Here is a 23,622-nt window from a genome sequence, read left to right as displayed (position 1 = left end):
ATCATAAGATCAGTGGAAGAAGTGGCGCACCCCGGTGAAGTACATCGTGAGACCGGCATCCTTCGCCGCGGCGATCACGTCCGCATCGCGCACCGAACCGCCGGGCGCCACAACAGCCCGGACCCCGGCATCGATGAGGACCTGCAGGCCATCTGGGAACGGGAAGAATGCATCCGAGGCTGCAACAGCGCCGCGCGCCCGCTCCGGAGCACCGGAGCTATCCACACCTTCAGCGCCACCGGCGGAATCGACCTCGGACGCAACAGTCACACCGAGCGTATTTGCCCGTTCGACTGCGAGCTTTGCTGAATCGACGCGATTCACCTGCCCCATCCCAACCCCGACGGTCGCGCCGTCCCTGGCGAGCAACACCGCATTGGACTTCACTGCTCGCACGGCGCGCCACGCGAACTGGAGGTCCGCGAGGGTGTGCGCGTCGGCCGCCTCTCCAGCGACGAGATTCCAATGCTCGCTATCATCGCCGAATCCCCTTCCGTCATCCCGACGTCCGACGGCATCGATCGTGTCAACTTCTTGGGCGAGCAGGCCGCCGGAGATGGGCCGGATCTCCACACCGGAGCGCTCGGGTGGGGCGACCTTGAGCAGCCGCAGGTTCTTCTTGGCGCCGAGGATGTCACGCGCTTGTTCGCTATAGCTGGGCGCGAGGACGACCTCGGTGAAGATCGGCACGATCTGGGCAGCGAGCTCGGCATCAACTTCCCGATTGACGGCAATAATGCCGCCGAAGGCGCTCATCGGATCGCAGGAGTGGGCAGCGGCGTGCGCTTCAGCGATGGTCTGCCCGACAGCGAGCCCGCACGGATTCGTGTGCTTGATGATCGCGCAGGTTGGCTGATCGCCCTGGTCCCACGCTGCTCGCCACGCCGCATCCGCATCGACGTAGTTGTTGTAGCTCATTGCCTTGCCGCCGAGTTGCTCCGCGCTCGCGAGCCCCTCACCGCTGACGTAGAGCGCCGCTCGCTGATGTGGGTTCTCACCGTAGCGCAGGTCTGCGGCCTTATCCCAGGTCCGCCCCAGCCACTCCGGCAGCTCGTCTTGCCCCCCGAGTTGCGCCAGCCACGTCGCGACCGCGACATCGTAGGTCGCGGTGTGGCGAAAGGCGTCCAGCGCGAGGGCGCGCCGTTCCTCGTCGGTGAATCCGCCGGCGGCGAGCGCCGCGGCGACCTCTCCATAGCGGGCTGGATCAGTCACGACCGCGACGCTGCCGTGATTCTTCGCGGCGGCACGCACCATCGTCGGCCCGCCGATATCAATCTTTTCGATGCACTCAGCGACCGATGCCCCTGAGGCCACCGTCGCGGCAAACGGGTAGAGGTTGACGACGACGAGGTCGATGCCAGCGACCTCGAGATCGGCGAGCTGTGCCACGTGATCAGGGTTGGAACGATCGGCCAGGATCCCGGCGTGCACCGCAGGGTGGAGGGTCTTGACGCGGCCATCGAGGCATTCGGGGAAACCCGTCAGCTCCTCGACGGGCGTGACGGCAACGCCTGCTTCGGCAATGGTTGCGGCCGTTGATCCGGTGGACACAATCTCAACGCCTGCCGTGCCAAGGGCGCGAGCAAGCTCGGCAATGCCGGTCTTATCGAAAACGGAGACGAGGGCGCGGGCAATGGGGCGACGGGTCATGAACATCCTTTGCGGTTGAGCTCCCCCACCCAGGCGCGCGATGCGGGACGGATGCCTGCGGCCGCTCCCCGGTGGTGCTCCACCTTCTTCGCCAGTTGCGGCCGCGCCTATCGTATCGCGTCAGGAACCGATCCGGGTGCGGCGTCCCGCGACGCTCCAGCCCTCGCGGCACATCCGCCCAACTACGTCGACGAGCTGGGCGCGCTCCGCCGTTTTGATCCGCTCCAGCAAGCTGTCCTCGGTGTCGTCAAATTCGACGGGCACCGCCACCTGCGCGAGCACCACTCCGGTATCAACGCCCTCGTCGACGACGAAGAGCGTCGCTCCCGCCAGTTTCACCCCGTAGGCGAGGGCTTCGGCCGGACCACGAATCCCGGCAAAGGATGGCAGCAGCGAGTTATGTGTGTTGAGATAACGGCCGGAAAACCGGGCGACAAACTCGGGCCCGCAGAGCTTTAAGAACCCCGCTGAGATGACGAGGTCCGGCTCGTGCGCTGCCACGGCGGCCGTGAGCGCATGATCCCATGCCTGCCGATTGGGGTAGTCGCCCACGCGCGTCACAAACGTGGCGATCCCGGCGTCCTCGGCGAGCGCTGCCCCGCCTGTTCCCGTCCGGTCGGCGCCAACCGCGACGACCGTGGCGCCGTAAGCGGGATCGGCGCACGCCGAGATGAGGGCCGCCAGGTTCGAGCCGCCGCCGGAGACGAGCACGACGAGCCGCGCCGGCTTCGCGTGCGAGCCAAGGGGAGGTGTCACAACGGGCGTGGGGGTAGTCACGCCGCTAAGCGTAGCGGCAAGCGCGGCTGGGGGTGATTCAATAGGAGGACTGCCACCCGGAAAGAGACACGTGAGCACGATCCCAACCTCCAATGACAAGACACCGCCCGGTGAGGCCGCCGAGCGGATCACCTCAACGCAGCCTGCCATCGCGGCTGGCTTGCTGCTCATCTTGTCGATGGTCCTGAACGCGCCGCGCGCCCCCATGGCTGCGGTCATCGCCTCCGGGCTCGTTGCCGTGGCCGTCATTCCCACCGGTATCTACGCGCTACGAAAGCTTCGCGGCGCACCGCGCACCGGCGTCTTCCGGTTCTTCCTGATCGCGACGATGGTGCTCGGCGGGTTCTTTGCCGTCTCTACCTTCATTCAGCTCCTCGCATTTTCTACGACGAGCGCCTACCTCGAGTGCGTCTCAACGGCCCTCACCGACGCTGGCCGGATCGCGTGCGAAAAGGACATGACGTCCTCGCTGCTTCGTCAGCTCTTCGGCGGATAGTCCTCGTCGAGATCCGGCGTATCGTCCTCGCTCCGCAAAAAGTCCGGGATCGCGTCATCCCCCTCGTCCTGAAGCGGCACCTTGATGGCCGGCGCCGCCGTGGAGCTGAACGTCCGCCTGGGCGCTTCTGCTTGCTCCTCGGAGTCAGCACCGCGATGTCCGCGATCACCGATTCGGGTGCGCGCGCTACCGACCACTCCACGCAGCCACGCAAGCGAATCGGGATGTGAGATCGCCACCCCGATGAGGTATGGCGCCACGATGACGAGCGCCCCAAACGCGAGCATGTGCAGCGGCCACACGCCGTTGCGCGCCAAGACGCCGTTACCGATCGCACCTGAGGTCAGGGTCGCGGCGAGCACGAGCGAGGCTAGCAGCACCACGGAACTTGCCACGGCCCTCAGCATGCTGGCAATGAGCGAGGCTTCGCCGTGGCGCCGCGTCCGCCAGATTGCAAGCGCCAGCATGACCGCCGCAGGTACGAGCGAAATCCAGCCCGACCATGCAGAATGCGGGCCGGCTCCAAGAACCGGGACCGCGGGCAGCAGGCCCGTCGCATCGGTGCCGGGGACAAAGCGCACCGGCCCGATCGAATAGCCTGCTCCAATGAGCCAGCCCAGCGCCCACGTGATGAGCGTTGGCAGGTAGCCGAGCTGCGCTAGCCAAATCGCGGCGGTATCGAGCACGGAATCCGTCAATCCCCCGGTCGCGTAACTGACCCGATGCCACGCCGTGGCGATGGCGATGACGAGTCCCATCAGTCCGAGACCCGCGAGCCACCACAGTGCCCGCATCGCATCCGGCCATGCTCTGCGGAGCCAATCCGGTAACCGCTCAAGCACTCTGCGCACCGAAGCTAGCGCGCCATCCCATTGCGAGGAGGTGAGCGCCCGCTCAGCCGGCGGTAGCGCCGCGAGGTTGCCGAGCGCCGCCACGATTCCCGCTGCCACCGCGGAAGGTAGCGAGGACAGCCCCATTCCGGCGATCGCTCCAATGACGAAGACGCCGGCGCTCGTCCCTGCGCCGGTACACCACAGTTGCCGCAGTCCCGCCGCGTCAAGCCTCCGACTCGCCGCAAACGCCAGTACGCCGACGAGCAATGTCACGAAGGTGGGTGCCAGCGTCAGCGGCCCTAGGTGGGTGGAAATCGGCAGCGCGAACGCCAAGAAAAACGCCGAGGTTGCCACATCCATCGAGCTCGTCCACGTCGCGTTCCCGAGCTGCGGAGACGTAGCCGTTGCCGCATAGGCGATGAGAGATACCGCCGCGACCGCGAGCCAGGTAAGGACGACAGCCTCAACTCCCGCCAGGGCGGCGCGCAGCCAGCCTTCGGGAAGGATGCGAGGTGGGGAGGTTGTCATGGTGCTCATCGCCCCCAAGTCTAGGCACCCCAGCCCCGCGCCTCAGCGGCGACAGGCTAGGGGTGGAGGTACTCGTAGGGAGGTGAGGCCGGACACCTGGACCAAAACTCGCGCCCCTCATCGGTATTCATATCGCCGATAGAAACCGAGGCCGCCTCCCAGGTCATAATCGAGGCCGGAATCCACGGTTCTACCTCCCCGCTCATCATCCGCTCTTTAAACACGGCCTCCGATGGGATCGACGGATCCTTCCACTTCACCCCCGCGGCCGTAGCACACGGAATAAAGAAGTCCGTGTAGTACTCATACAGCACCGTCAATTGCTCCGCACTCAAGGCGCCGTCCTGCGACGGATGGACCGGATACTTCGATGAGCACTCCCATCCCACAATGTCCCGCGCTGATATCTGAGACTCTGGCACTGGCCCCATTTCAACTGAACCATCCGGCAGGGCGGTTGCTTCATAACCGGCAGCCGTCATGCACTCCGCATAGGCTTTCGGCCAGTCCGCAATATCCACCCACTCCACCAAGTCAGGCACGGGAAGGCCTGCCGCATTCTCGGGCCGTTGCACTTCCGCCAACCGCAGCCGCTCAGCCTGGGCTTCCTCATCCGTCCACTCTTGGCGCGTTGGGGTCACCGATGGCCGCCACTGCGACAGGTCAGGATATCCCTCCCCGCCTGCAGTAGGCGTGGCCGACTGCCCCGGCGCGCCGCTGCAACCAGCGGCCAAAACACCACATAACAATGCAGCCGCAAACAGCGCGAAACGAGCCCATCTATATCGGCCTTGGCACGAGCCTGGTCGTCTTCGTGGTGGTCTCTCTCCTTACGCCACCGACTCCGGAACCTATCTGGCAGGCTTAGCGGGGACGTCTTGCTGCTCACAAGACGAGCGACCGGGAAGTTGAAGCAGCATAGTCCCCTGCCCAACGCAGTGGCGCCGCCCAGGAATAACCTGGGCGGCGCCACTGCGTCTGGACGTTAGCCGTTGAGAATCTCGCGAGCGAGGTTCGCGGTTTCGGTCGGGGTCTTACCGACCTTGACTCCGACCGCCTCAAGCGCTTCCTTCTTCGCCTGAGCGGTACCGGAGGACCCGGAGACGATCGCGCCAGCGTGTCCCATGGTCTTGCCCTCCGGAGCAGTGAATCCAGCGACGTATCCAACGACCGGCTTCGTGACGTTGTCCTTGATGTAGGCTGCTGCGCGTTCTTCCGCGTCGCCACCGATTTCGCCAATCATCACGATGAGCTCGGTTTCGGGGTCTTCCTCGAACGCCTTCAGCGCATCGATGTGAATCGTGCCGATAACCGGGTCGCCACCGATGCCGATGCAGGTGGTAAAGCCGATGTCACGCAGCTCGTACATCATCTGGTAGGTCAGGGTGCCGGACTTGGAGACCAGTCCAATCTTGCCCGGACCGGTGATATCCGGCGGGGTGATACCGACATTGGACTTTCCGGGTGAGATGATGCCCGGGCAGTTCGGACCGATAAGGCGAACACCCTTCGATTGGGCGTAGGAGAAGAACTCCGAGGTGTCCGCAACCGGGACGCCTTCCGTGATGATGACGACGAGTGGGATACCCGCATCGACGGCTTCGATAACCGCGGACTTGGTAAATGCCGGCGGCACGAAGATCACGGAAACGTTGGCACCGGTAGCTTCCTTGGCTTCGGCGACCGTCCCGTAGACGGGGATGTCCTTTTCGCCGGCTTCTACGGTGTCAGCAGCGGGTCCAGCAGGAACGACATCGAACGTTACCGACGTGCCCGCCTTGCGCGGGTTCACACCACCAACGATATTCGTGCCCGCGCCAAGCATGCGCTTGGTGTGCTTCTGCCCTTCCGAACCGGTCATGCCCTGGACGATGACCTTAGAGTTTTCATCGAGGTAAACAGACATGTGAGTGCTTTCCCGTCCTTACTTCGCGGCCAGCTCGGCGGCCTTGGCCGCAGCGCCGTCCATCGTATCTGCCATGGTCACGAGCGGGTGGTTCGCCTGCGCGAGGATTGCGCGACCCTCCTCGACGTTGTTGCCATCGAGACGCACCACGAGCGGCTTGGATGCTTGATCACCGAGCATTTCGAGCGCCTTGACGATGCCGTTGGCAACGGCATCACAGGCCGTAATACCGCCAAAGACGTTTACGAACACGGACTTGACCTGCTCATCGCCGAGGATGACGTCGAGGCCGGCGGCCATGACCTCTGCGGAGGCACCGCCACCGATGTCGAGGAAGTTTGCGGGACCTACACCATACTTTTCGCCTGCGTAGGCCACGACATCGAGGGTCGACATCACGAGGCCGGCACCGTTACCGATGACGCCGACTTCACCGTCGAGCTTGACGTAGTTCAGGTCGGCTTCCTGCGCCTTGATCTCGAGCGGGTCCGTCGCAGACTTGTCCACGAGTTCCTCGTGTTCAGGGTGACGGAAACGCGCATTGTCGTCGAGGGAGACCTTGCCATCGAGGGCGATGATTTGACCATCCTCGGTCTTCACCAACGGGTTGACTTCCACGAGCGTGGCGTCTTCACCGGTGTAGACGTCCCACAGCTTCAAGATGACCGCGACAACGTCATCTTTGAGCTCGTCCGGGAAGTTGGCCTGGTCCACAATCTCACGGGCCTTCGCGTCATCGATACCAACGCTCGGGTCGACGGGGACCTTCGCGAGCGCCTCGGGACGTTCGACGGCGAGCTGTTCGATCTCCATGCCGCCTTCCACCGAGCACATCGCAAGGTAGCGGCGCTCAGCACGGTCAAGCAGGACGGAGAAGTAATACTCTTCAGCGATCTTCGCGCCTTCGGCCACCATCACTTTGTGCACGGTGTGGCCCTTAATATCCATCCCGAGGATGGCCTTGGCGGCCTCTTCGGCTTCTTCCGGCGAGTGAGCGAGCTTGACGCCGCCCGCCTTGCCGCGGCCACCGGTCTTGACCTGGGCCTTGACGACGACGGTGCCACCACCGAGGTCCTCTGCTGCCTTGCGAGCCTCTTCTGGCGTGGTCGCGACGATGCCCCTGAGCACCGGTACGCCATGCTTGTCGAAGAGGTCCCGAGCCTGGTACTCGAAGAGATCCACGCTTCTTAAGTCCTTCCGTGATCGGATAAAAATGCCTCGACATCAAGACATCTAGGGACAGCCTATCCGGGGTTGACGCAATTGCGCAGCGAATCGTCTCGAGTGTGGTACGGACCAAAGACCTATGACGAATGGCACACCTAGTGGTCGTGCTGGGCAGCCTCGGTTTTCTTTGCCAGCTCGGCAAAGGAGTCCTTGATGGTGTCCGCGTACAGGTGGGCACCCTTAATTCCCGGGTGGACCCCATCGGCCTGCAACAGAGCGCGATGCTCGCCTATTGCGGTGTGCCAATCTGCCACCGTCACGTTCGCGTATTCGTTGGCGATGCGCGCAATATCCTCGTTCACGGCGTCCGTCCAGGTGGATTTGCCGTAGATATTGACCACCACGACGAGCCGCTCGGTGCCAAGCGAGTCCAGCGCATCGCGCAGCAGGTCCGGTTCCGGTAGTCCAGCGTTTGTCCCGAGAGCAATGACGACGCCGCGCCGAACTGAGCCCTCATCGAGCGCGGCTCGTATCCGGGTTAGCCCTTCGGGCCACTGCCTGCTCGATTTTGCATCGACCCGAATGCCCGGGAAGCGGTCCTCGAGTGCGTGAATCGTCGTCACGAGCAACGAATCCCCGAAGGCCGAGATCTCCTCACCCTTCGGCACGGTCGTATTCAGTGTCGGCGAGACGATTGCAGGGTCTCCAGTGCCAGCACCATCATCGTGGATCCCGTCGCCGGTGCGGTCTTCGGGATCATCTGGCGATGCCGGGCTTTCGGCTGCGGGCTGGGAGGCTGCTGCATCCTTTTCTTTCAGGAGCTTTTCGCCCTGCTCGATCTGGATCTGGGTTTCGGACTTGTCGGGGGCCGTCGCAATCGCCACGGGCATCACGATCAGACAGGCGCCGGCCGTTGCGGCAATTGCTCGCGGCTGCCACCGCCTCGTGGAGCGCAGCGCGGCAATGGCATCCGCAATGCAGACTTTAAAGCCGTGCCGTCGGATGGGGGTCTCGAGATACCGGTATGAGACCGCCGCGATCGAGAGCGTAAGAGAAAGTGCCAGAGCGCGCACCACCCACGACGCAGCAGAATCGGGCACCACCGAGGATGTCATTGCTTCCAAAATGAGAATGACCGGCCAGTGCCACAGGTAGATCCCGTAGGAGCGTTCCCCAACCCAGCGAACGGGCCACGCTTCCATCACAGGCAGAAACGGATGCTTGCCAGTGATCACAGCGGCGATGATGACGGTGGTGGCGAGTGACGCCAGCACGAGTCCACCGCGGAATGTCCAGATCGCGTCTTCGGTCACGGTCACAAGCAGCGTGGCGAGGATAACTGCCGCAAGGAGCGAGGCCGGAATCCGCCAGCGGTGCCATAGACGGGTATCGAGCACGGAATAGCGGCCCCAGGCAAAGGCAAGAGCCGCTCCAAACATGAGACCGAAAAGGTGTGTGTCGGTGCCGTAATAGGCGCGGGTAGCATCCTGGCCTGGGACGGCGTTGATTGCCATCCAGATGGCCGATCCAGCTGCGACCGCGAGCACGATGCGCACCCGCGTCGAGGAGGATTTCGTCGCTGCCAGCATGAATGCCACGATGATTGGCCACAGCAGGTAGAACTGTTCCTCGACGGCGAGAGACCAGAAATTGACAAAGAGCTGTGGCGACGTGCGCGCGAAATAGGAGGTTCCGGCGCCAATTTCGAGCCAGTTATTCGAAAACGTTAGAGCACCAAGGGTCTGCCGCCCGATGCCGACAAGGAGATCGCCCCCGACGAAATAGGCTGCCGTGACCGATACCAGCACACACACGACGAGCGCGGGGATCAGCCGCCGGGCACGACGAGTCCAAAACCCCTTCAAATCGATGAAGCCCCGGCTGGAGACCTCGCGCAGCAGGAGGGTCGTAATAAGGAACCCGGAGACGACGAAGAAGATGTCGACACCGATGAATCCGCCGGTTAAGGTTTGCGGCCGCAGGTGATAGATGAGAACAGAGATGATAGCCAGGGCGCGCAGGCCATCGAGGCCGGGGATGATCTTTGGCCGATCCCCCGGTGAGATCTCCTGGCAGCCTCCTGGCTGCCGCGCCGCGCGCGGTGCGCGTGCCTGGTGAACACGTGTCGCCACGGTTCAAGATTAAAGCTCAGCTTGAGAGTTGTGTGGTTGGGCGCGCCGGGACGGCTATACTTCGAGTTTCGTTAGTGGCGCATAGCGAAGCATCAACTTCTTGACTGCACCGTCGCCGAAATCGACATTTGCGACGGCTCGCCTCCCCTGTCCTGTGACCTCCAACACCGTGCCGAGTCCGTAGGAGTCATGCAACACCCGATCGCCCGCGGCGAGCGCTGGGATCGCTGCCTCGTCCTTTTCCGCTGACCGTTGCACGCCTGCTCGTTGCACCGTTCGCACGGCGGATGCCTTGGGAGTGTACCCGCTGCCGAATGAGAGCGGGCTGCGAGAAGTGGAACTCGCGCGCAATGCCTCATTGCCGGCTACTTCTCGTCGCCAATCTAGGACGTCGTCGGGAATAGCGTTGAGGAATCGTGACGGTGGCAGGTCCTGTGGCATTCCCCAGGCGGAGCGAACTGCCGCGCGAGTGACATAGAGGCGCTCGCGCGCTCGGGTCAGGGCGACGTAGGCCAGGCGCCGTTCTTCAGCGAGCTGCGTCGCGTCGTCGATGGAGCGGGCATGTGGGAAGGTCCCGTCCTCCATACCGGAGGCGAAGACAACGGGGAATTCCAATCCCTTGGCCGTGTGGACCGTCATCAGAGTGATCTGGCCGGCTTCATCTCCCGGAATCGAGTCGGAGTCCGCTACGAGAGCTACTCGTTCGAGGAAATCACCGAGATCTCCCTCGGGTTGGGTCTCAAGAAATTCAGCTGCCACCGCATGCAGTTCTGCGAGGTTTTCGACTCGGGTCTCATCCTGCGGATCATCCGAGGCGCGCAGAGTCGCAACGTAGCCGGATCGGTCCAAGATGGCGTCTAGGATCTCGGCTGGTGTGGCATCCTCAGCGAAGTCGCGCACTTCCGTGAGAGTGGCGTCAAAGTCGCGCAGGGCATTGAGTGTGCGTGCAGCGAGACCCGGGATCTCACCCTCGACTGCAGCCGCAATCGCCGAACCGAAGGAGATGCCGCGATCGTGTGCGTACGCGGCCAGCGTTGCCTCGGCCTTGTCGCCTAAGCCGCGCCGTGGAGTGTTGAAGATGCGGCGGATGGAAACAGAGTCATCGGGGTTCGCGATGGCTCTCAAATAGGCGAGGGCGTCCTTGACTTCTTTTCGTTCATAAAACCTCGTGCCGCCTACGACTCGGTATGGCAGGCCGGTTCGGATGAAGATCTCTTCGAGCGCGCGCGATTGAGCATTCGTGCGATAGAAGATTGCTACGTCGCCCGGGTTCACGCCAGAATCGGTGAGCGCATCGATCTCCCGAGCGATGAAGCGTGCCTCATCGTGCTCGGAGTCCGCGGCATATCCGACGACCTTTGCACCGTCGCCGGAGTCCGTCCACAGCCGTTTGGCACGGCGACCGGAATTCGCCGCAATGACAGCATTAGCAGCCGACAGAATGTTCTGCGTGGACCGGTAGTTTTGTTCGAGCACCACGGTGTGAGCATCGGGGTAGTCTTTTTCGAACTCCTCGATATTTCGAATGGTCGCACCCCGAAATGCGTAGATCGACTGGTCAGAATCTCCCACGACCGTGAGCTCTGCCGGAGCAACACCGGCTTCGTCGTCCTCGTTTCCCACGAGTGCGCGTACCAGCATGTATTGGGCGTGGTTCGTGTCTTGGTACTCGTCGACGAGCACGTGCCGGAATCGACGTCGGTAGGTGCGCGCAACCTGGGGATTGTTCTGCAGCAACTGCACCGTGCGCATGATGAGGTCATCGAAGTCCATGGCGTGCGCTTGCTGCAGTGCTTCGTTATAGAGCCGATAGGCCTCAGCGATGGTCTTTTCGATGTCGGTGCGAGCCTGCGCCAAGGCTCGAGACGGGGTAATAAGTTCGTTTTTGAAATCCGAAACTCGGCGCGAGAACATCTTGGGATTGAACTGCTTGGGATCCAAGTTCATTCGCTTGCAGGTCAGCACCATCAACCGTTGAGCGTCCTGCATGTCGTACACACTGAACGTCGAACGAATTGGTACGTCGCGGTACTCGCGGCGCAAGATCCGCACGCATGCGGAATGGAATGTCGAGACCCACATTCGACCAGCCTGCGGCCCCACAAGTGCGCGAACCCGCTCTCGCATCTCGGCGGCAGCCTTATTGGTAAAGGTGATGGCGATGATCTGGTCGGCTCGTGCCCGCCCTGTCGCAAGCGCATAGGCGATGCGATGCGTGAGGACCTTGGTTTTTCCCGAGCCAGCGCCCGCAACGACCAGGAGCGGCGAGCCCGAATGAACAACGGCCTCATGCTGTTGCGGGTTAAGGCCACGCAGCAGTTCGGAGGCGTCCGTCTCCGCTTCGCTTGAGCTTTCCGGATCGTCCCAGTTCGCAGCGGCCGGTAAGGGAGCGGAGGCGCGAGCCGCCGCTACCAGTTCATCAAAAAGCGAATCCATAGTTCCTCTACGTCATCCACGCGGCCCAACCCCACGCAGCTGAGAGGGCGAGGGCAGCGAATAGCTCCACCAGGATAGCGAGCCCGACGGACTTTAAGGCGTGCACTGTGGACTCCCAGGCTTGCTGGCCGGAGCGTGATCGGCGTGCCTCACCAAGGTAGACCCCGGCAACAAAGCCCACAACTGCACCGATAACCGGAATGACGAAGAACCCGACAACGGCGAGCACCCCGCCAATCATCATGGAGGAATTGGCCACGCCCGCATTCTTCAGGCGCTTTCCAGCCAAGATGTATTTTCCCACCGATGCGACGATGAAGGTGAGGATAGCCGCGGCCAGCATCGCCCAGCCCCACGGGCCCTGGGTGACCGCACCCCAGATACCAACCGCCAGGCTGACGATGAGCAGCCCGGGATAGATCTGAACGATCGCTCCGATGACGCCGATGATGCACGCAAGCGTCACGAGGACGTCGAGTTGTTCCATGGCTTAACGCTAACGACTTCGTCCCGCCACTACCGGTTGGCAGGGCGGGACGAGGCAGTCGAATACGGTTAGACGATCGCGGCGATGGCGACGTTTGCGGCAGTGAGTCCCGCAGCGGCAATGAGGTCGGTTCGTGCCGCCTCGGGGTTCTCGCGCTTCTCGGCGCGCCATGCGAAGTAGCAGACGGCCAAGGTCACGATGAGCTTGATGCCGATCTTCATGTGGTTGACGGTCACACCGTCTTGGAATTCGCGCACCACGACCATCAGGACACCCACCGCAAGAGCGGTCAGTGCGCCGTGGATCAGACCCTTGGGAACGCGCTTGAGTGCTAGTCCCGCAATAGAGCCGCCAAAAATGTACGCCATCGCGAGGAGGTGGAAGACGAGCAGGATGTTGACAAGTGTGTTCACAAAACGAGCCTATCGCACGCGTTGGTCACTCGATCCCGCGAGCTGCCGCCCACCGGGATAATTCATAACGATTGGAGAGCTGAAGCTTGCGAAGGACGGCAGAAACGTGAGATTCGACCGTCTTGATCGAGATGAACAGCTCGGCTGCCACCTCTTTATAAGCAAATCCTCGCGCGATGAGTCGCATGACTTCCTGCTCCCTGGCAGAGAGCCGGTCCAATTCTTCATCACGCTGGGCCACGTCCTGGTGGGCGGTTCCGAACGCATCCAAGACGAATCCGGCGAGTCGCGGTGAGAAGTAAGCATCTCCTGCGGCAACCCGCTCGATCGCTTCGACGAGATCGGTCGCCGTCACCGACTTCGTGACATACCCCCGCGCCCCGGCGCGAATGACAGAGACAACGTCTTCGGCGGCGTCGGAAACCGACAGCGCCAAGAACTGTGGCCGGTCAATATCGCTACGGGCAAGGACGCTGCGGGCGACCTCCGCGCCCCCGCCCCCGTCACCGCCCGGCAAATGGACGTCGAGCAGGACGATGTCGCACGGAGTCGAGACGAGGACACGAACTGCCTCGGTGACGCTTCCAGCCTCCGCGACGACCTGATAGTCCTCGCGCAGCGCCTCGAGCTGAGCCTTGACGCCAGCCCGCACCATGGCGTGGTCATCGACAATCGCGATCCGCACCTAGCTGTCCTTTCCTTCGATTGGCACACTCATCCGCACCTCGGCGCCGCCCGTTGGCAACGGGGAACGGATCTCAGCCTCTCCCCCAACACGGTGCAAGCGTTCGATGATCGAGCATCGGATCCCGGCTCGATCGGTAGGAATCTGCTCCGGGTCAAACCCCGGTCCTCGATCCCGCACCCACGCCTCAGCGCTGCGTTCCTGCAGCTCAGCGTACAGCGAGATTGGGCCGTTTCCGCCGTGTTTGCAGGCGTTGGTCAGGGCTTCACCGACCGCTCCGATCAGCGCTGTGACCTCGGCGCCGGGGGCAGCATCGCCCGTAATCACCACGTCGATGGGATGGCGGTACAGTTCTTCGATCTCTCCGGCAAGCGTGCGTATCCCCTCCGCGGCGCTCGTGCCTTCCTCTGGCCGATCGGAATAAAGGTAGCGCCGCAGGTCGCGTTCTTGGGCGCGTGCGAGAGATTCCACAACATCCGGCTCGCCCGCCCGAGAGCGAATGAGCGCAAGAGTCTGCAACACGGAGTCATGCAGGTGAGCCGCGATATCAGCCCGCTCCGATTCCCGAATCCGGGCATCACGCTCTTCTGCCAGGTGGGTGCGCGTACGAATCCACAGCGGCGCTCCCACAAACCCGACCGCGAGCAGCACCGCCACTCCCGCAATCAGTCCTGGAATGACCTCACCCGGACGCATCTTCGAGGACACGAGCAGCACTGCCCCAATAACGATCGCGAGCACTCCGGCGATGAGCTGCAGCGGCTTGGGCTGTTCGTCTTGCGCGCTAGCCGACCAAATCACCCCGGCCCCGGCTAGCAGGAGGAGCACCGGGATGACGATTGCGCCATCCCAAAATCCGCCAAGCATCCAAATCCATACGACGACGGCGCTCGCTGCCAAGACTCCCGCGAGCGCCAGCTGTCCCGTCATGATGCGTCTCGTCTCCAATTGAGACAGCCGGCGAGCCAGTCGGGATCGCTCAACCGGGATATCCCCATGTGCAGCGCGCGGCATCGCTGCCGCAAGCACGACATAGACAAGCACTGACAGGCCCACGGGAATGATCCCTAGGACGAACGCGATCCGCCACCACAGCACCCTGCCGCCCAGGTGCTCCGCTAAGCCGCGGCAGACACCGGCGATCACCGCGGGCTGGCGCCGCGCGAGGATCGGACGGTCCTTTGCCCACGGCGCGCGCAATTCGCGCACATCGAGCTCAGGTGGAGGCGAAGTGGTCACCTACCGATGGTGACATGCCGCGCGCGGATCGAGTAGTTATCAGCCACAAAATCAGGGACGAATCAGGGTCATTCCCCGTAGCGAGCGAGTAGAAGAGTAGGAAAAGCTAAGGCTATGAGTTTCTTCGATTCGGTTCGAGAGCGTCCGTGGCGACGAACGGAAGATCGGATGATCGGCGGCGTCTGCGCCGGCATCGCCCATCGGTTCGGGATATCTCCCGTGCTCGTCCGTCTCCTGTTTTGCCTGGGCGCTCTCGTTGGCGGGCTGCCCCTCATCATTTATGGTTTTGCCTGGCTGCTCCTGCCCGAACACCGCGATGGCCGCATTCATCTTGACGAACTCATCCACGGTCGGCCCGATGTGGCCGCGGCCGGCGCACTGGCCTTCATCGTGATTGGTGCCCTTGGCCCCCTACTGTGGTTCGCCGACACCCGCGATACCGTCGCCGTCTTGCTCGGCGGTATTGCTCCGGCGCTAGTCTTCGGGCTGATCATCGCAGTCCCGATCGTCGCGGGCTACGCGTCTCGACGGCGCACCCCTCGAGCGGGCACTGATTGGGACGGCCTTGTGCACTCGACGCCGTCCCCCTCGCCGGCCAGCGAGTTGCTGCGCACCGGGGTGGCCGCTCCACCTGTGCCCGCGCAGGCGGAAGCATCGCACGTCTCGCCCCTCGAAGAACGCCCACCGGCACGAACACCCCGGCCTCGAAAACCCCGCACCCCGGCGGTGCCCGCACGCTTTACCCTCGGCATCGTGGCACTCGCCATCTGCTTGGGAGCGCTCACGCTGCTCCTCATGCCCGCAACGCTTGCCGCTTGGCTCACCGCCGGCGGGGTTTTCCTCGCAGTCATCGCCATCGGACTGATCATCGCGGCCAGCCGTGGTCGGCGCGGCAGCTGGCTGACGGCGATCAGCTGGCTCGGCGCACTACCCGTTGCGGCGGCGACCGCGCTGGCGTTTGTGTTACCGAACGCCGTGCTCTTTGATCCGGGCGCGGCCCCCGTGCGGTTCGGCGCGACAGCAACCCAGCACTCTTCGGCGCTCGTCGCTGGCAATATCGACCTGCCCACGGACCAAGGGGATGTCACCGCGGCTGCGGGTTTCGGGAACTACATGCTTCGAGACCTTGGTGATACGAACGCCATCGTGACGGTCACGTCGACGGGTTCCTCGTCCATCAGTTTGTGGACCTATGGCGGCTGGGAAGTCCAGACGCCGACGCGGACGTTTACGACACCGCTAGCAATAATCAAGACCGAAGGCGACCAAACCTGGGTCAGCCCCGACTATGAGGACTTCTACCTCTCACCGGGCCAGCAGGTCATACTCAAGACGCCGGCCGCGGTGGCCAATCCTTCCGGCGCTACGCGCATTGATCTGACCCTCGGGTTCGCCCACGTGACAGCCTCGACTGACGTGAGTGATGAGGTCGACTACGTCAAGCGACACTCCGAACCCACGGCGAGCCCGTCACCTACGACCACCGAGGAGAACTAACGATGCGTACCTCGACGCTGACATGGGCGAACGCCCTGCTTGCCGTTGCCGGATTGGCGATCGCTCGCGGGCTGGGCGCGGATATCGATGTCCGCACGGCCATCATCGCCCTGCTATTCGCTCTCGCCGCGGCGCTCGCACTCGGTGCGCTCATTCCAGCCGCGCCAAGCCCCACACGAGAAACCGGCGGGGCCGAGGATGACGCGGCCACGGATCTCTCCGCTGCTACGTCCCCGGCCCCGCCCGATTCCGGCAGGATGACGTGAGTCTTAGACGCCGCGCGCGACGGCTTCGTCGCGAACGTAAACCTCGTCGCGCTTGGCAAGCTTGAGGAATGCCAGGCCACTGAGGATCTGCAGCAGACCCAGGCCGATCACCAGCGCGGACACGCCGTAGGCGAGCACGGAGGTGAACAGGGAGGCACGCAGGAACGAGCCGTTCATCGCGGTCACGCGCTGCTCCGTGAACTGTTCGGCAGCCGCGGTATCGCCGGCTTCCTCCGCTTCGCGAGCCTTGGCGCCGAGCTCGGCGTAGGTCAGGCCGTTCGCGCCCGCGAGCGCGTGCTTGTTAATGATCTGGGCCTGGGCGTAGGCGGTGAAGGGTCCGCCGACCTTCTTGCCCGCGAGCATGTCTGCGTCCTTCGGGACGGTGATGTTCTCGGCCGAGAGCTGGCTGGTCACCATGCCCCACGTAGTCGCGCCAGCGCCCACGAAGATGATGCCCACTACGAGCGCAATGATGCCCGCGATTTTGACGATCGGATTGGCGTTGGCAGCCATCGTGATCTCCTTTAGGGGTTGAGGGTCGACGAGAACTCTCGTCGTGATTAATTTCAACCCCTACTCCGCTACGCCACGCGCCGAGTGAAGTATGCAGTATGTCACTGAAGTCCGACAATGCCGATGATTGCGGCAAATCGGACTTGAGTGACATATCCCGCACTCAGGTTACTCCCACTCGATGGTGCCGGGCGGCTTGCTCGTGACATCGAGGACGACGCGGTTGACGTCGGCTACTTCGTTGGTGATGCGGTTGGAGATGGTGGCGAGCAGATCGTAGGGCAGGCGCGACCAGTCGGCGGTCATGGCGTCCTCGGAGGAGACGGGACGCAGCACGATCGGATGGCCATAGGTGCGGCCATCGCCCTGGACGCCGACAGAGCGCACATCGGCCAGGAGAACGACGGGGCACTGCCAGATCTCGCGATCCAGGCCCGCGGCCGTGAGCTCCTGGCGCACGATCGCATCCGCGGCGCGCAGCACATCGAGGCGTTCCTTGGTGACCTCGCCGATGATGCGGATGCCAAGGCCCGGGCCCGGGAACGGCTGGCGCCAGACGATTGCCTCGGGCACGCCCAGCTGCAGACCCACCTGGCGAACCTCGTCCTTGAACAGCTCGCGCAGCGGCTCGACGAGCTCGAATTGCAGGTCGTCGGGCAGCCCGCCCACATTGTGGTGGCTCTTGATGTTGGCGGCGCCGTCACCGCCGCCAGATTCGACGACGTCGGGATACAGCGTGCCCTGGACGAGGAACTTGACCTCCTCGCCGTGCGCGCCGGCGCGGGCCACGACCTCGCGGGCCGCGTCCTCAAAGACGCGGATGAACTCGCGGCCGATGATCTTGCGCTTGGTTTCCGGATCGGTCACGCCGGCGAGCGCCGACAGGAAGCGCTCGGCGGCGTCCACGGTGATGAGATCGACGCCGGTGGCGGCGACGAAGTCCCGCTCCACCTGCTCCTTTTCACCCGACCGCAGCAGGCCGTGGTCGACGAAGACGCAGGTCAGCTGGTCCCCGACCGCTCGGTGCACGAGGGCGGCCGCGACCGAGGAATCGACGCCGCCGGACAGGCCGCAAATGACGCGATCGGCGCCGACCTGTTCGCGGATGCGCGCAACCTGATCGGCGATGACATTCTCGGCCGTCCACGTCGCGCTCAGGCCCGCCCCGCGGTAGAGGAAGTTCTCGAGCACCTGCTGGCCGTACTCGGAGTGCTGGACCTCCGGGTGCCACTGCACGCCAAAGAGCCGCCGCTCGGCGTCCTCGAAGGCGGCGACGGGTGCACCGGCAGAGCTCGCCAGGACCGTGCAGCCCGCAGGCGCAGCCGCGACCGCGTCGCCGTGGCTCATCCACACCTGCTGGCGGGCTGGAATGCCGTCGAGCAGGATGCCGCCCTGGCTCGTTGCGGCCTGCGTCGAGCCATATTCGCGCTGGCCGGTCTGCCCGACGCTGCCGCCGAGCGCCTGGGCCATCGCTTGGAAGCCGTAGCAGATTCCGAGCACGGGCACGCCCGCGGCAAGCAGCTCGGGATCGAGCGCGGGAGCGCCGTCGGCGTAGACCGAGGCCGGACCGCCCGACAGGATGAGCGCGGCGGGGTCCTTGGCGAGGATCTCGCTCGCACTCATGGAGTGCGGGACGACCTCGGAGTAGATCTGCGCCTCGCGCACCCGGCGCGCAATGAGCTGGGCGTACTGCGCGCCAAAGTCGATAACGAGTACGGGGCGGGGCTCACTCATGGGCGCCTTCTTCCTTCGCGATCAGGGCCGGCAAGTCGGCCTCCATCCACTTCTTAGCGTTCGGTTCGACGATAAAACTCATGACGGGGATGACGCCCGCAATGATCAAGACAACCATCCGGCCAAAGCTCCAGCGCATGTGCGACCACAGGGCGAACACGGTGATGAGGTAGAACACGTAAATCCAGCCGTGCACGATCGCGATCCACGTGCCGAGGACGGGCCGCGCGGTCAGCAAGTTGCCCGGCTCTTCCAGCCCATTGACCTGGAAGATGTACTTCAGCACCATTTCAAGGGTAAGGACAAGCAGCAGCGTTCCGGTAACAAAAGCCATGATCCGGTAGCGCGAAAAGGCCGTGCGGGCCTTGGTCTCAACGGAGGTCATGAAGCCAGGGTAGCGGCAAAAAAGATTAGGCCGTGTTGCCACCGACGCCTAGCATGGCACTCGTGCTCGAATACCCTTCACACTTCCCCGACTATCGCGCCGATGGCGCTCCCAAGCGCTACCTGGCGTGGATTGCGCGCGCCCAGTGGAAGGTGCTCGCGGTCGGTATCGTCCTCGCGATAGTCCGCGACGGCGCCAACGCGCTCATGCCGCTGGCCCTTGGCAAGGCGCTCGATGCGGGACTGGAGAGTGGGTTCAGCTCCGAGGTCATCTCGTGGGCGCTCGTGCTCATGGGGCTCGGCATGCTCGCCGCCTCCTTCGACGCCATCACGCACCTAGCCGAGGTGATGTCGTGGATGCGTGCCTCGATCACGAACCAGCGCACCGTCGGGCACCACGTCTCGCGCTCGGGTCATTCGCTCACCAAGGAATTACCGACGGGCGAGATCATCTCCACCGTCGCCTCCGACGCGTTCCACGTCGGTAACATTATGGAGTCGCTGCCGCGACTCGTGGGCGGCCTCATGGTCTACGTCCTCGTCTCGTTCCTGCTGCTCAGCCAGTCTGTCCCGCTCGGCCTCTTTGTGCTCATCGGCCTGCCCGTCGTCACAGCGCTCACCTCGCTGCTCGTTAAACCGCTGCAGGAGCGGCAAAACCAACAGCGCGAGTCCCAGGGCAAGCTCACGACCCTCGGCTCCGATACCGTCGCGGGCCTGCGCATTCTGCGCGGCATCGGCGGTGAGGACGTCTTTTCCGGGCGCTACCGCGAGCAGAGCCAACGGGTGCGCTTCGCGGCCGTGCACGTCGCCAATGTCCAGTCCATCCTCATGGCGGTTCGCACGGGCCTACCGGCGCTGTTCGTCGTGGGTGTCGTGTGGTTTGGGGCGCGCCTGGCCGTCGCCGGCGATATCACCCCCGGCCAGCTCGTTTCGTTCTACGGCTACACGGCCTACCTGTCGCAGCCGCTGCGCCAAGTGACGTTCATGTTCCAACTGTTCACGCGTGCCAAGGTCGCGGAGAACAAGACGCGCAAGGTTCTTGCCGTCGAGCCGGCCGCCGGCACCCTCGCCGATCGTGACGCCTGGGCGGGCGACCTCGATCCGCTGCCCGAGGGCGAGGCCGTGCTGGCCGATCGCGCCAGCGGCCTGGAGCTCACGGGCGGGGCATTCACCGTCCTCGTGGGCGCGGACCCGGATGAGTCGGCGGCATTTGCCCGCACACTCGCCCGGATGGATGACGCCCAATCGAGCGAGATCCTGCTCGCGGGACGGCCCATCACGCACTATCCGCTGCCGGAGGTGCGCCGCCGCGTCGTGTTGGCCGAGGCCACCCCGCAGCTGTTCACCGGCACCCTGCGCTCGCAGGTCGATGCCTGGGAGAGTAATGGGGACGACGAGGCCGTGCTTGCCGCGCTTGCCGTCGCCGATGCCCACGACGTCACCCAGACGCTCGGGGGCCTGGCGGGCGAGATCACCGAAAAGGGCCGCTCGCTTTCCGGCGGTCAGCGTCAGCGCGTGGCCCTCGCCCGCGCCGTCCTAACCGAGGCGGAGATTGCCGTGCTCATCGAGCCCACCTCCGCCGTCGATGCCCACACCGAGGCACGCATCGCCGCGCAGCTCGCCCGCACCCGCAAGGGGCGCACGACGATCGTCGTGTCCGCCTCCCCGCTCGTGCTCGAGCACGCCGATGAGGTCGTCTTTATTGACGACGGCACCGTCATCGCCCGCGGCACGCACCAAGACCTGTTACATCGAGCGCGTGAGGGCAATCCCGACGCGCTCGCCTACCGGGCCGTCGTGGCCCGCACCACCGCAGAAGAGGAGGGCGATCATGCAGCTACCAATCGCCGATAACGCGACGCTGTGGCGGCGCATCAAGGCGCTGCTCGCCAACTACCGCGGCGGACTCATCTTCGTCGTCGGCCTGCAGGCGCTGGCGGCCGTCGCGGCCCTTGCCATGCCGTGGCTGCTGGGCCGCCTCGTCGATCAGGTCGCGGCCGGCACCACGCTTGATTACGTCAACCAGATCGCGCTCATCCTGCTGGGGGCCGTCCTCATCCAGGCGGTGCTCACCGGCATCTCCCAGCGCGCGGCGATGGTCCTTGGCGAGTCCATCTTTGCCGAGCTGCGGGAACAGTTCCTGCAAACCATCACGCACCTGCCGCTGTCGACGGTGGAAAAGGCCGGGACGGGAGACCTCATCTCTCGCACGACCAACGACATCGACCGCGTCCAGTGGGTGATCCGCTTCGGGATCCCGCAGATCCTCGTGCAGCTCATCACCGTCGTGCTGACGGCGGGCGCGGCGCTGCTCGTCTCCCCCGCCATCGCGGTGGCGCTCATCGTTGGCGCGCCCGTCCTCATCCTCGCCTCGCGCGCCTACCTGAAGAAGGCGACGCCGGCCTACCTGCGGAACTCGGAGGCCTACGCCAAACTCAATGGCGTCTTCACCGAGTCGATCGAGCACGTCGACACCGTCGATGCGCTCTCCCTCGGGCTGCGCCGCCGCTTCCACATGGATCGGGCGCTCGAGGAGGCCTGGGACACCGAGGCCTACACACTCCGCCTGCGGGCCGTGCTGTTTTTCTGGCTCGGCGTCACCTTCGTGCTGCCGCCCGTCGCCGTCATCATGTGGGGTACCTACCTCGCGGCGAATTCGATTGCGGGTGTCACGATCGGTTCGGTCACAACGATCGCGATGTACGCGGTCCAGATCCAAAACCCGATCGGCGAACTCCTGTTCTGGCTCGATGAGTCCCAGGTCGCGCGGGCCTCACTCTCGCGCATCATGGGTGTCGATCTCGTCGAGCCTGACCGCCTCACCAAGGATGTGCGACCGGCAGACGAGCACCTCGTGGCTCGCGGCGTGAAGTACTCCTATGTCGATGGCGTGGAGGTATTGCACGGCCTGGACCTCGATTTGAAGCCCGGCGAGCGCCTCGCGATCGTTGGCCCCTCGGGTGCGGGCAAATCGACGTTCGGGCGCATGCTCGCCGGGATCCACCCGCCCACCGCGGGCGAGGTACGCATCGGCGGCGTGAACGTCATCGATCTACCGGAGGACGTGCTGCGCCGGGAAGTCGCGCTCGTCACCCAGGAGCATCACGTCTTTGTTGGCACCGTTGCGGATAACCTGCGGCTGGCCAAGGCCGATGTCAGCGAGGACGAGATGTGGCAGGCACTCGATGCCGTGGCCGCCCGCACCTGGGTCACCAAGCTCAAGGACGGCATCGAAACGGAGGTCGGATCGGGCGCCCACACGCTCACCCCGGCCCAGGCCCAGCAGCTGGCCCTCGCCCGGCTCGTGCTGCTCGATCCCCACACGCTCGTGCTCGACGAGGCCACCAGCCTCCTCGATCCGCGAGCCGCTCGCGACCTCGAGCGGAGCCTTTCGGCAGTGCTCGCGGACCGCACGGTCGTCGCCATCGCGCACCGGCTGCACACCGCGCATGATGCTGACCGCGTCGCGGTGATCGAGGACGGCAAGATCGTGGAGATCGGCCCCCACGATGAGCTCGTAGCCCTCGGCGGCGCCTACGCCAAACTGTGGGCCTCCTGGCAACAGGAATAGGGCAATGGCGGCGGGCCGGTGGCGACATCGGCCCGCCGTTTTCTTTCGTCATCGCGCAAAATCATTGGCTAAGGATACAGGCCTAGATTTTCTCCACACTCAAATCCTCGAATCAGAGATAAGGCCCACCTAACCGGGACCAAAGTCACCGTAGGCACCCCCTCGATCGTATAGCTTTGAACTCACCAGTCCTATACGATTCTGAACGATTCGAGGAGGTTCGATGAAGACCCACGTCTCGATCGAATCCCGCCCTCCGGAAGGCCACACTCCCCAATGGGGAATGGTCATCGATCTGCAAAAATGCGTCGGTTGCGACTCCTGCACAGTGGCGTGCAAGGCCGAGAATCGAACTCCGCCGGGCGTGAACTACAACGTCGTGCTGGAGGAAGAAACCGGCACCTACCCCAACGTGCGACGCGTGAACATCCCCCGTCCCTGCATGCAGTGCGATCAACCGCCGTGCGTTGGCGTGTGTCCGGTAAACGCCACGTACAAGGCCGACAACGGTGTCGTCATCATTGACCAGGATCGTTGTATCGGCTGTCGTTATTGCATCACTGCGTGCCCCTATGGCGCGCGGTCTTTTGACTTCGGGGAAACCTACGCCGATGAAATGCAGGGCGCCGAAGCAATTACCGTACCTGAGTGGGGCACTGAGCACGCGGAGCGTGCCGGCAATAAGCCGCCGGTAGGCACCGTCCGCAAGTGCACCTTCTGCATGCACCGCACCGCCCGCGGCGAAGAGCCCGCATGCTGCGAAACGTGCATCGGCGATGCTCGATACTTTGGCGATCTGGCTGATCCCGAATCTCTCGTGTCCAAGTTGGCTGCCGATCCCCGAGCCTTTAGGCTCCGCGAGGAAATGGGGACCCAGCCTCGCGTGTACTACTTAAAGTGAGGCTCCG

At 64.0% G+C, this 23,622-nt stretch carries 21 protein-coding genes and 1 riboswitch; of the genes, 6 read left to right on the top strand and 15 right to left on the bottom strand.

Features of this window, described 5'->3' with window-relative positions; translation table 11 throughout:
• Window positions 1-9 precede the first annotated feature (9 nt).
• Window positions 10-1,650, bottom strand: coding sequence for a bifunctional phosphoribosylaminoimidazolecarboxamide formyltransferase/IMP cyclohydrolase (purH, locus tag MUN85_RS02830; protein WP_250505289.1), 1,641 nt, complete (start codon window positions 1,648-1,650; stop codon window positions 10-12).
• A gap of 20 nt (window positions 1,651-1,670) precedes the next feature.
• Window positions 1,671-1,759, bottom strand: a riboswitch (ZMP/ZTP riboswitch).
• Between the two features lie 11 nt (window positions 1,760-1,770).
• A complete protein-coding gene (gene purN, locus MUN85_RS02825; protein ID WP_250505288.1) occupies window positions 1,771-2,427 on the bottom strand; it encodes a phosphoribosylglycinamide formyltransferase in 657 nt (218 codons plus the stop codon).
• 70 nt (window positions 2,428-2,497) lie between these two features.
• On the opposite strand from purN, the gene MUN85_RS02820 reads away from it, so the two are divergent.
• A complete protein-coding gene (locus tag MUN85_RS02820; protein ID WP_250505287.1) occupies window positions 2,498-2,923 on the top strand; it encodes a hypothetical protein in 426 nt (141 codons plus the stop codon).
• Here the strand turns inward: MUN85_RS02820 and MUN85_RS02815 are convergent.
• The 10 genes from MUN85_RS02815 to MUN85_RS02770 form a co-directional block, all read right to left on the bottom strand.
• Window positions 2,905-4,293: a cell division protein PerM gene (locus MUN85_RS02815; protein ID WP_250505286.1), complete on the bottom strand. Its 1,389-nt coding sequence runs from the start codon at window positions 4,291-4,293 to the stop codon at window positions 2,905-2,907. The two genes, MUN85_RS02820 and MUN85_RS02815, sit on opposite strands and share 19 nt — an antisense overlap.
• Window positions 4,294-4,340: 47 nt before the next feature.
• The gene (locus tag MUN85_RS02810; RefSeq protein WP_250505285.1) at window positions 4,341-4,925 is read right to left on the bottom strand and encodes a hypothetical protein; all 585 of its coding nucleotides are present in this window, start codon (window positions 4,923-4,925) and stop codon (window positions 4,341-4,343) included.
• Between the two features lie 344 nt (window positions 4,926-5,269).
• Window positions 5,270-6,190: a succinate--CoA ligase subunit alpha gene (gene sucD, locus MUN85_RS02805; protein ID WP_092563065.1), complete on the bottom strand. Its 921-nt coding sequence runs from the start codon at window positions 6,188-6,190 to the stop codon at window positions 5,270-5,272.
• 18 nt (window positions 6,191-6,208) lie between these two features.
• Complete coding sequence (gene sucC / locus MUN85_RS02800; protein WP_250505284.1) at window positions 6,209-7,372, bottom strand: ADP-forming succinate--CoA ligase subunit beta; 1,164 nt, start codon at window positions 7,370-7,372, stop codon at window positions 6,209-6,211.
• Between the two features lie 140 nt (window positions 7,373-7,512).
• Entirely contained in the window at window positions 7,513-9,489 is a 1,977-nt protein-coding gene (locus MUN85_RS02795; protein WP_250505283.1) for an acyltransferase family protein, read from the bottom strand.
• A gap of 54 nt (window positions 9,490-9,543) precedes the next feature.
• Complete coding sequence (gene pcrA / locus MUN85_RS02790; protein ID WP_250505282.1) at window positions 9,544-11,925, bottom strand: DNA helicase PcrA; 2,382 nt, start codon at window positions 11,923-11,925, stop codon at window positions 9,544-9,546.
• 7 nt (window positions 11,926-11,932) lie between these two features.
• Window positions 11,933-12,412: a DUF456 domain-containing protein gene (locus MUN85_RS02785; RefSeq protein WP_250505281.1), complete on the bottom strand. Its 480-nt coding sequence runs from the start codon at window positions 12,410-12,412 to the stop codon at window positions 11,933-11,935.
• 68 nt (window positions 12,413-12,480) lie between these two features.
• Window positions 12,481-12,825, bottom strand: a complete 345-nt coding sequence (locus MUN85_RS02780; RefSeq protein WP_092563050.1) for a hypothetical protein — start codon at window positions 12,823-12,825, stop codon at window positions 12,481-12,483.
• Between the two features lie 25 nt (window positions 12,826-12,850).
• The gene (locus MUN85_RS02775; RefSeq protein ID WP_348647933.1) at window positions 12,851-13,510 is read right to left on the bottom strand and encodes a response regulator; all 660 of its coding nucleotides are present in this window, start codon (window positions 13,508-13,510) and stop codon (window positions 12,851-12,853) included.
• Complete coding sequence (locus MUN85_RS02770) at window positions 13,511-14,749, bottom strand: ATP-binding protein (protein WP_250505280.1); 1,239 nt, start codon at window positions 14,747-14,749, stop codon at window positions 13,511-13,513. It abuts the gene before it with no gap.
• Window positions 14,750-14,863: 114 nt separating this feature from the next.
• Between MUN85_RS02770 and MUN85_RS02765 the strand changes: the two genes are divergently transcribed.
• Window positions 14,864-16,246 carry a PspC domain-containing protein gene (locus MUN85_RS02765; RefSeq protein ID WP_250505279.1) on the top strand — a complete coding sequence of 461 codons (1,383 nt, stop codon included), beginning with the start codon at window positions 14,864-14,866 and terminating at the stop codon, window positions 16,244-16,246.
• 2 nt (window positions 16,247-16,248) lie between these two features.
• Window positions 16,249-16,512, top strand: a complete 264-nt coding sequence (locus MUN85_RS02760) for a hypothetical protein (RefSeq protein WP_250505278.1) — start codon at window positions 16,249-16,251, stop codon at window positions 16,510-16,512.
• 3 nt (window positions 16,513-16,515) lie between these two features.
• Here the strand turns inward: MUN85_RS02760 and MUN85_RS02755 are convergent, their stop codons facing one another.
• The 3 genes from MUN85_RS02755 to MUN85_RS02745 all read right to left on the bottom strand — a co-directional run bounded on the left by MUN85_RS02755 (window position 16,516) and on the right by MUN85_RS02745 (window position 19,144).
• Window positions 16,516-17,025: a hypothetical protein gene (locus MUN85_RS02755; RefSeq protein ID WP_250505277.1), complete on the bottom strand. Its 510-nt coding sequence runs from the start codon at window positions 17,023-17,025 to the stop codon at window positions 16,516-16,518.
• A gap of 168 nt (window positions 17,026-17,193) precedes the next feature.
• Window positions 17,194-18,759, bottom strand: a complete 1,566-nt coding sequence (gene guaA / locus MUN85_RS02750; RefSeq protein ID WP_250505276.1) for a glutamine-hydrolyzing GMP synthase — start codon at window positions 18,757-18,759, stop codon at window positions 17,194-17,196.
• Window positions 18,752-19,144: a DUF3817 domain-containing protein gene (locus MUN85_RS02745; protein ID WP_250505275.1), complete on the bottom strand. Its 393-nt coding sequence runs from the start codon at window positions 19,142-19,144 to the stop codon at window positions 18,752-18,754. Before MUN85_RS02745 ends, guaA begins: the two co-directional genes overlap by 8 nt.
• Before the next feature lie 62 nt (window positions 19,145-19,206).
• On the opposite strand from MUN85_RS02745, the gene MUN85_RS02740 reads away from it, so the two are divergent.
• The 3 genes from MUN85_RS02740 to MUN85_RS02730 all read left to right on the top strand — a co-directional run bounded on the left by MUN85_RS02740 (window position 19,207) and on the right by MUN85_RS02730 (window position 23,615).
• On the top strand, window positions 19,207-20,997 hold the full coding sequence (locus tag MUN85_RS02740) for an ABC transporter ATP-binding protein (protein WP_250505274.1): 1,791 nt from the start codon (window positions 19,207-19,209) through the stop codon (window positions 20,995-20,997).
• A complete protein-coding gene (locus MUN85_RS02735) occupies window positions 20,975-22,714 on the top strand; it encodes an ABC transporter ATP-binding protein (protein WP_250505273.1) in 1,740 nt (579 codons plus the stop codon). Before MUN85_RS02740 ends, MUN85_RS02735 begins: the two co-directional genes overlap by 23 nt.
• A 223-nt stretch (window positions 22,715-22,937) precedes the next feature.
• Window positions 22,938-23,615 (top strand): 4Fe-4S dicluster domain-containing protein, encoded by a 678-nt coding sequence (locus tag MUN85_RS02730; RefSeq protein WP_250505272.1) that lies wholly within the window; start codon window positions 22,938-22,940, stop codon window positions 23,613-23,615.
• Window positions 23,616-23,622 lie beyond the last annotated feature (7 nt).

Source organism: Bowdeniella massiliensis (assembly GCF_023634005.1).
In the GTDB taxonomy this organism is placed as follows: domain Bacteria; phylum Actinomycetota; class Actinomycetes; order Actinomycetales; family Actinomycetaceae; genus Bowdeniella; species Bowdeniella massiliensis.
This window is presented reverse-complemented; position numbering and strand designations above follow the sequence as displayed.

Bases quoted from the DNA above. Each gene is read 5' to 3' on its own strand.
- MUN85_RS02765 (WP_250505279.1), top strand. From the start codon at position 14,864: ATGAGTTTCTTCGATTCGGTTCGAGAGCGTCCGTGGCGACGAACGGAA.
- MUN85_RS02735 (WP_250505273.1), top strand. From the start codon at position 20,975: ATGCAGCTACCAATCGCCGATAACGCGACGCTGTGGCGGCGCATCAAG.
- MUN85_RS02730 (WP_250505272.1), top strand. From the start codon at position 22,938: ATGAAGACCCACGTCTCGATCGAATCCCGCCCTCCGGAAGGCCACACT.
- pcrA (WP_250505282.1), bottom strand. From the start codon at position 11,925: ATGGATTCGCTTTTTGATGAACTGGTAGCGGCGGCTCGCGCCTCCGCT.
- MUN85_RS02760 (WP_250505278.1), top strand. From the start codon at position 16,249: ATGCGTACCTCGACGCTGACATGGGCGAACGCCCTGCTTGCCGTTGCC.
- MUN85_RS02755 (WP_250505277.1), bottom strand. From the start codon at position 17,025: ATGGCTGCCAACGCCAATCCGATCGTCAAAATCGCGGGCATCATTGCG.
- MUN85_RS02815 (WP_250505286.1), bottom strand. From the start codon at position 4,293: ATGAGCACCATGACAACCTCCCCACCTCGCATCCTTCCCGAAGGCTGG.
- guaA (WP_250505276.1), bottom strand. From the start codon at position 18,759: ATGAGTGAGCCCCGCCCCGTACTCGTTATCGACTTTGGCGCGCAGTAC.
- MUN85_RS02745 (WP_250505275.1), bottom strand. From the start codon at position 19,144: ATGACCTCCGTTGAGACCAAGGCCCGCACGGCCTTTTCGCGCTACCGG.
- MUN85_RS02785 (WP_250505281.1), bottom strand. From the start codon at position 12,412: ATGGAACAACTCGACGTCCTCGTGACGCTTGCGTGCATCATCGGCGTC.
- sucD (WP_092563065.1), bottom strand. From the start codon at position 6,190: ATGTCTGTTTACCTCGATGAAAACTCTAAGGTCATCGTCCAGGGCATG.
- purH (WP_250505289.1), bottom strand. From the start codon at position 1,650: ATGACCCGTCGCCCCATTGCCCGCGCCCTCGTCTCCGTTTTCGATAAG.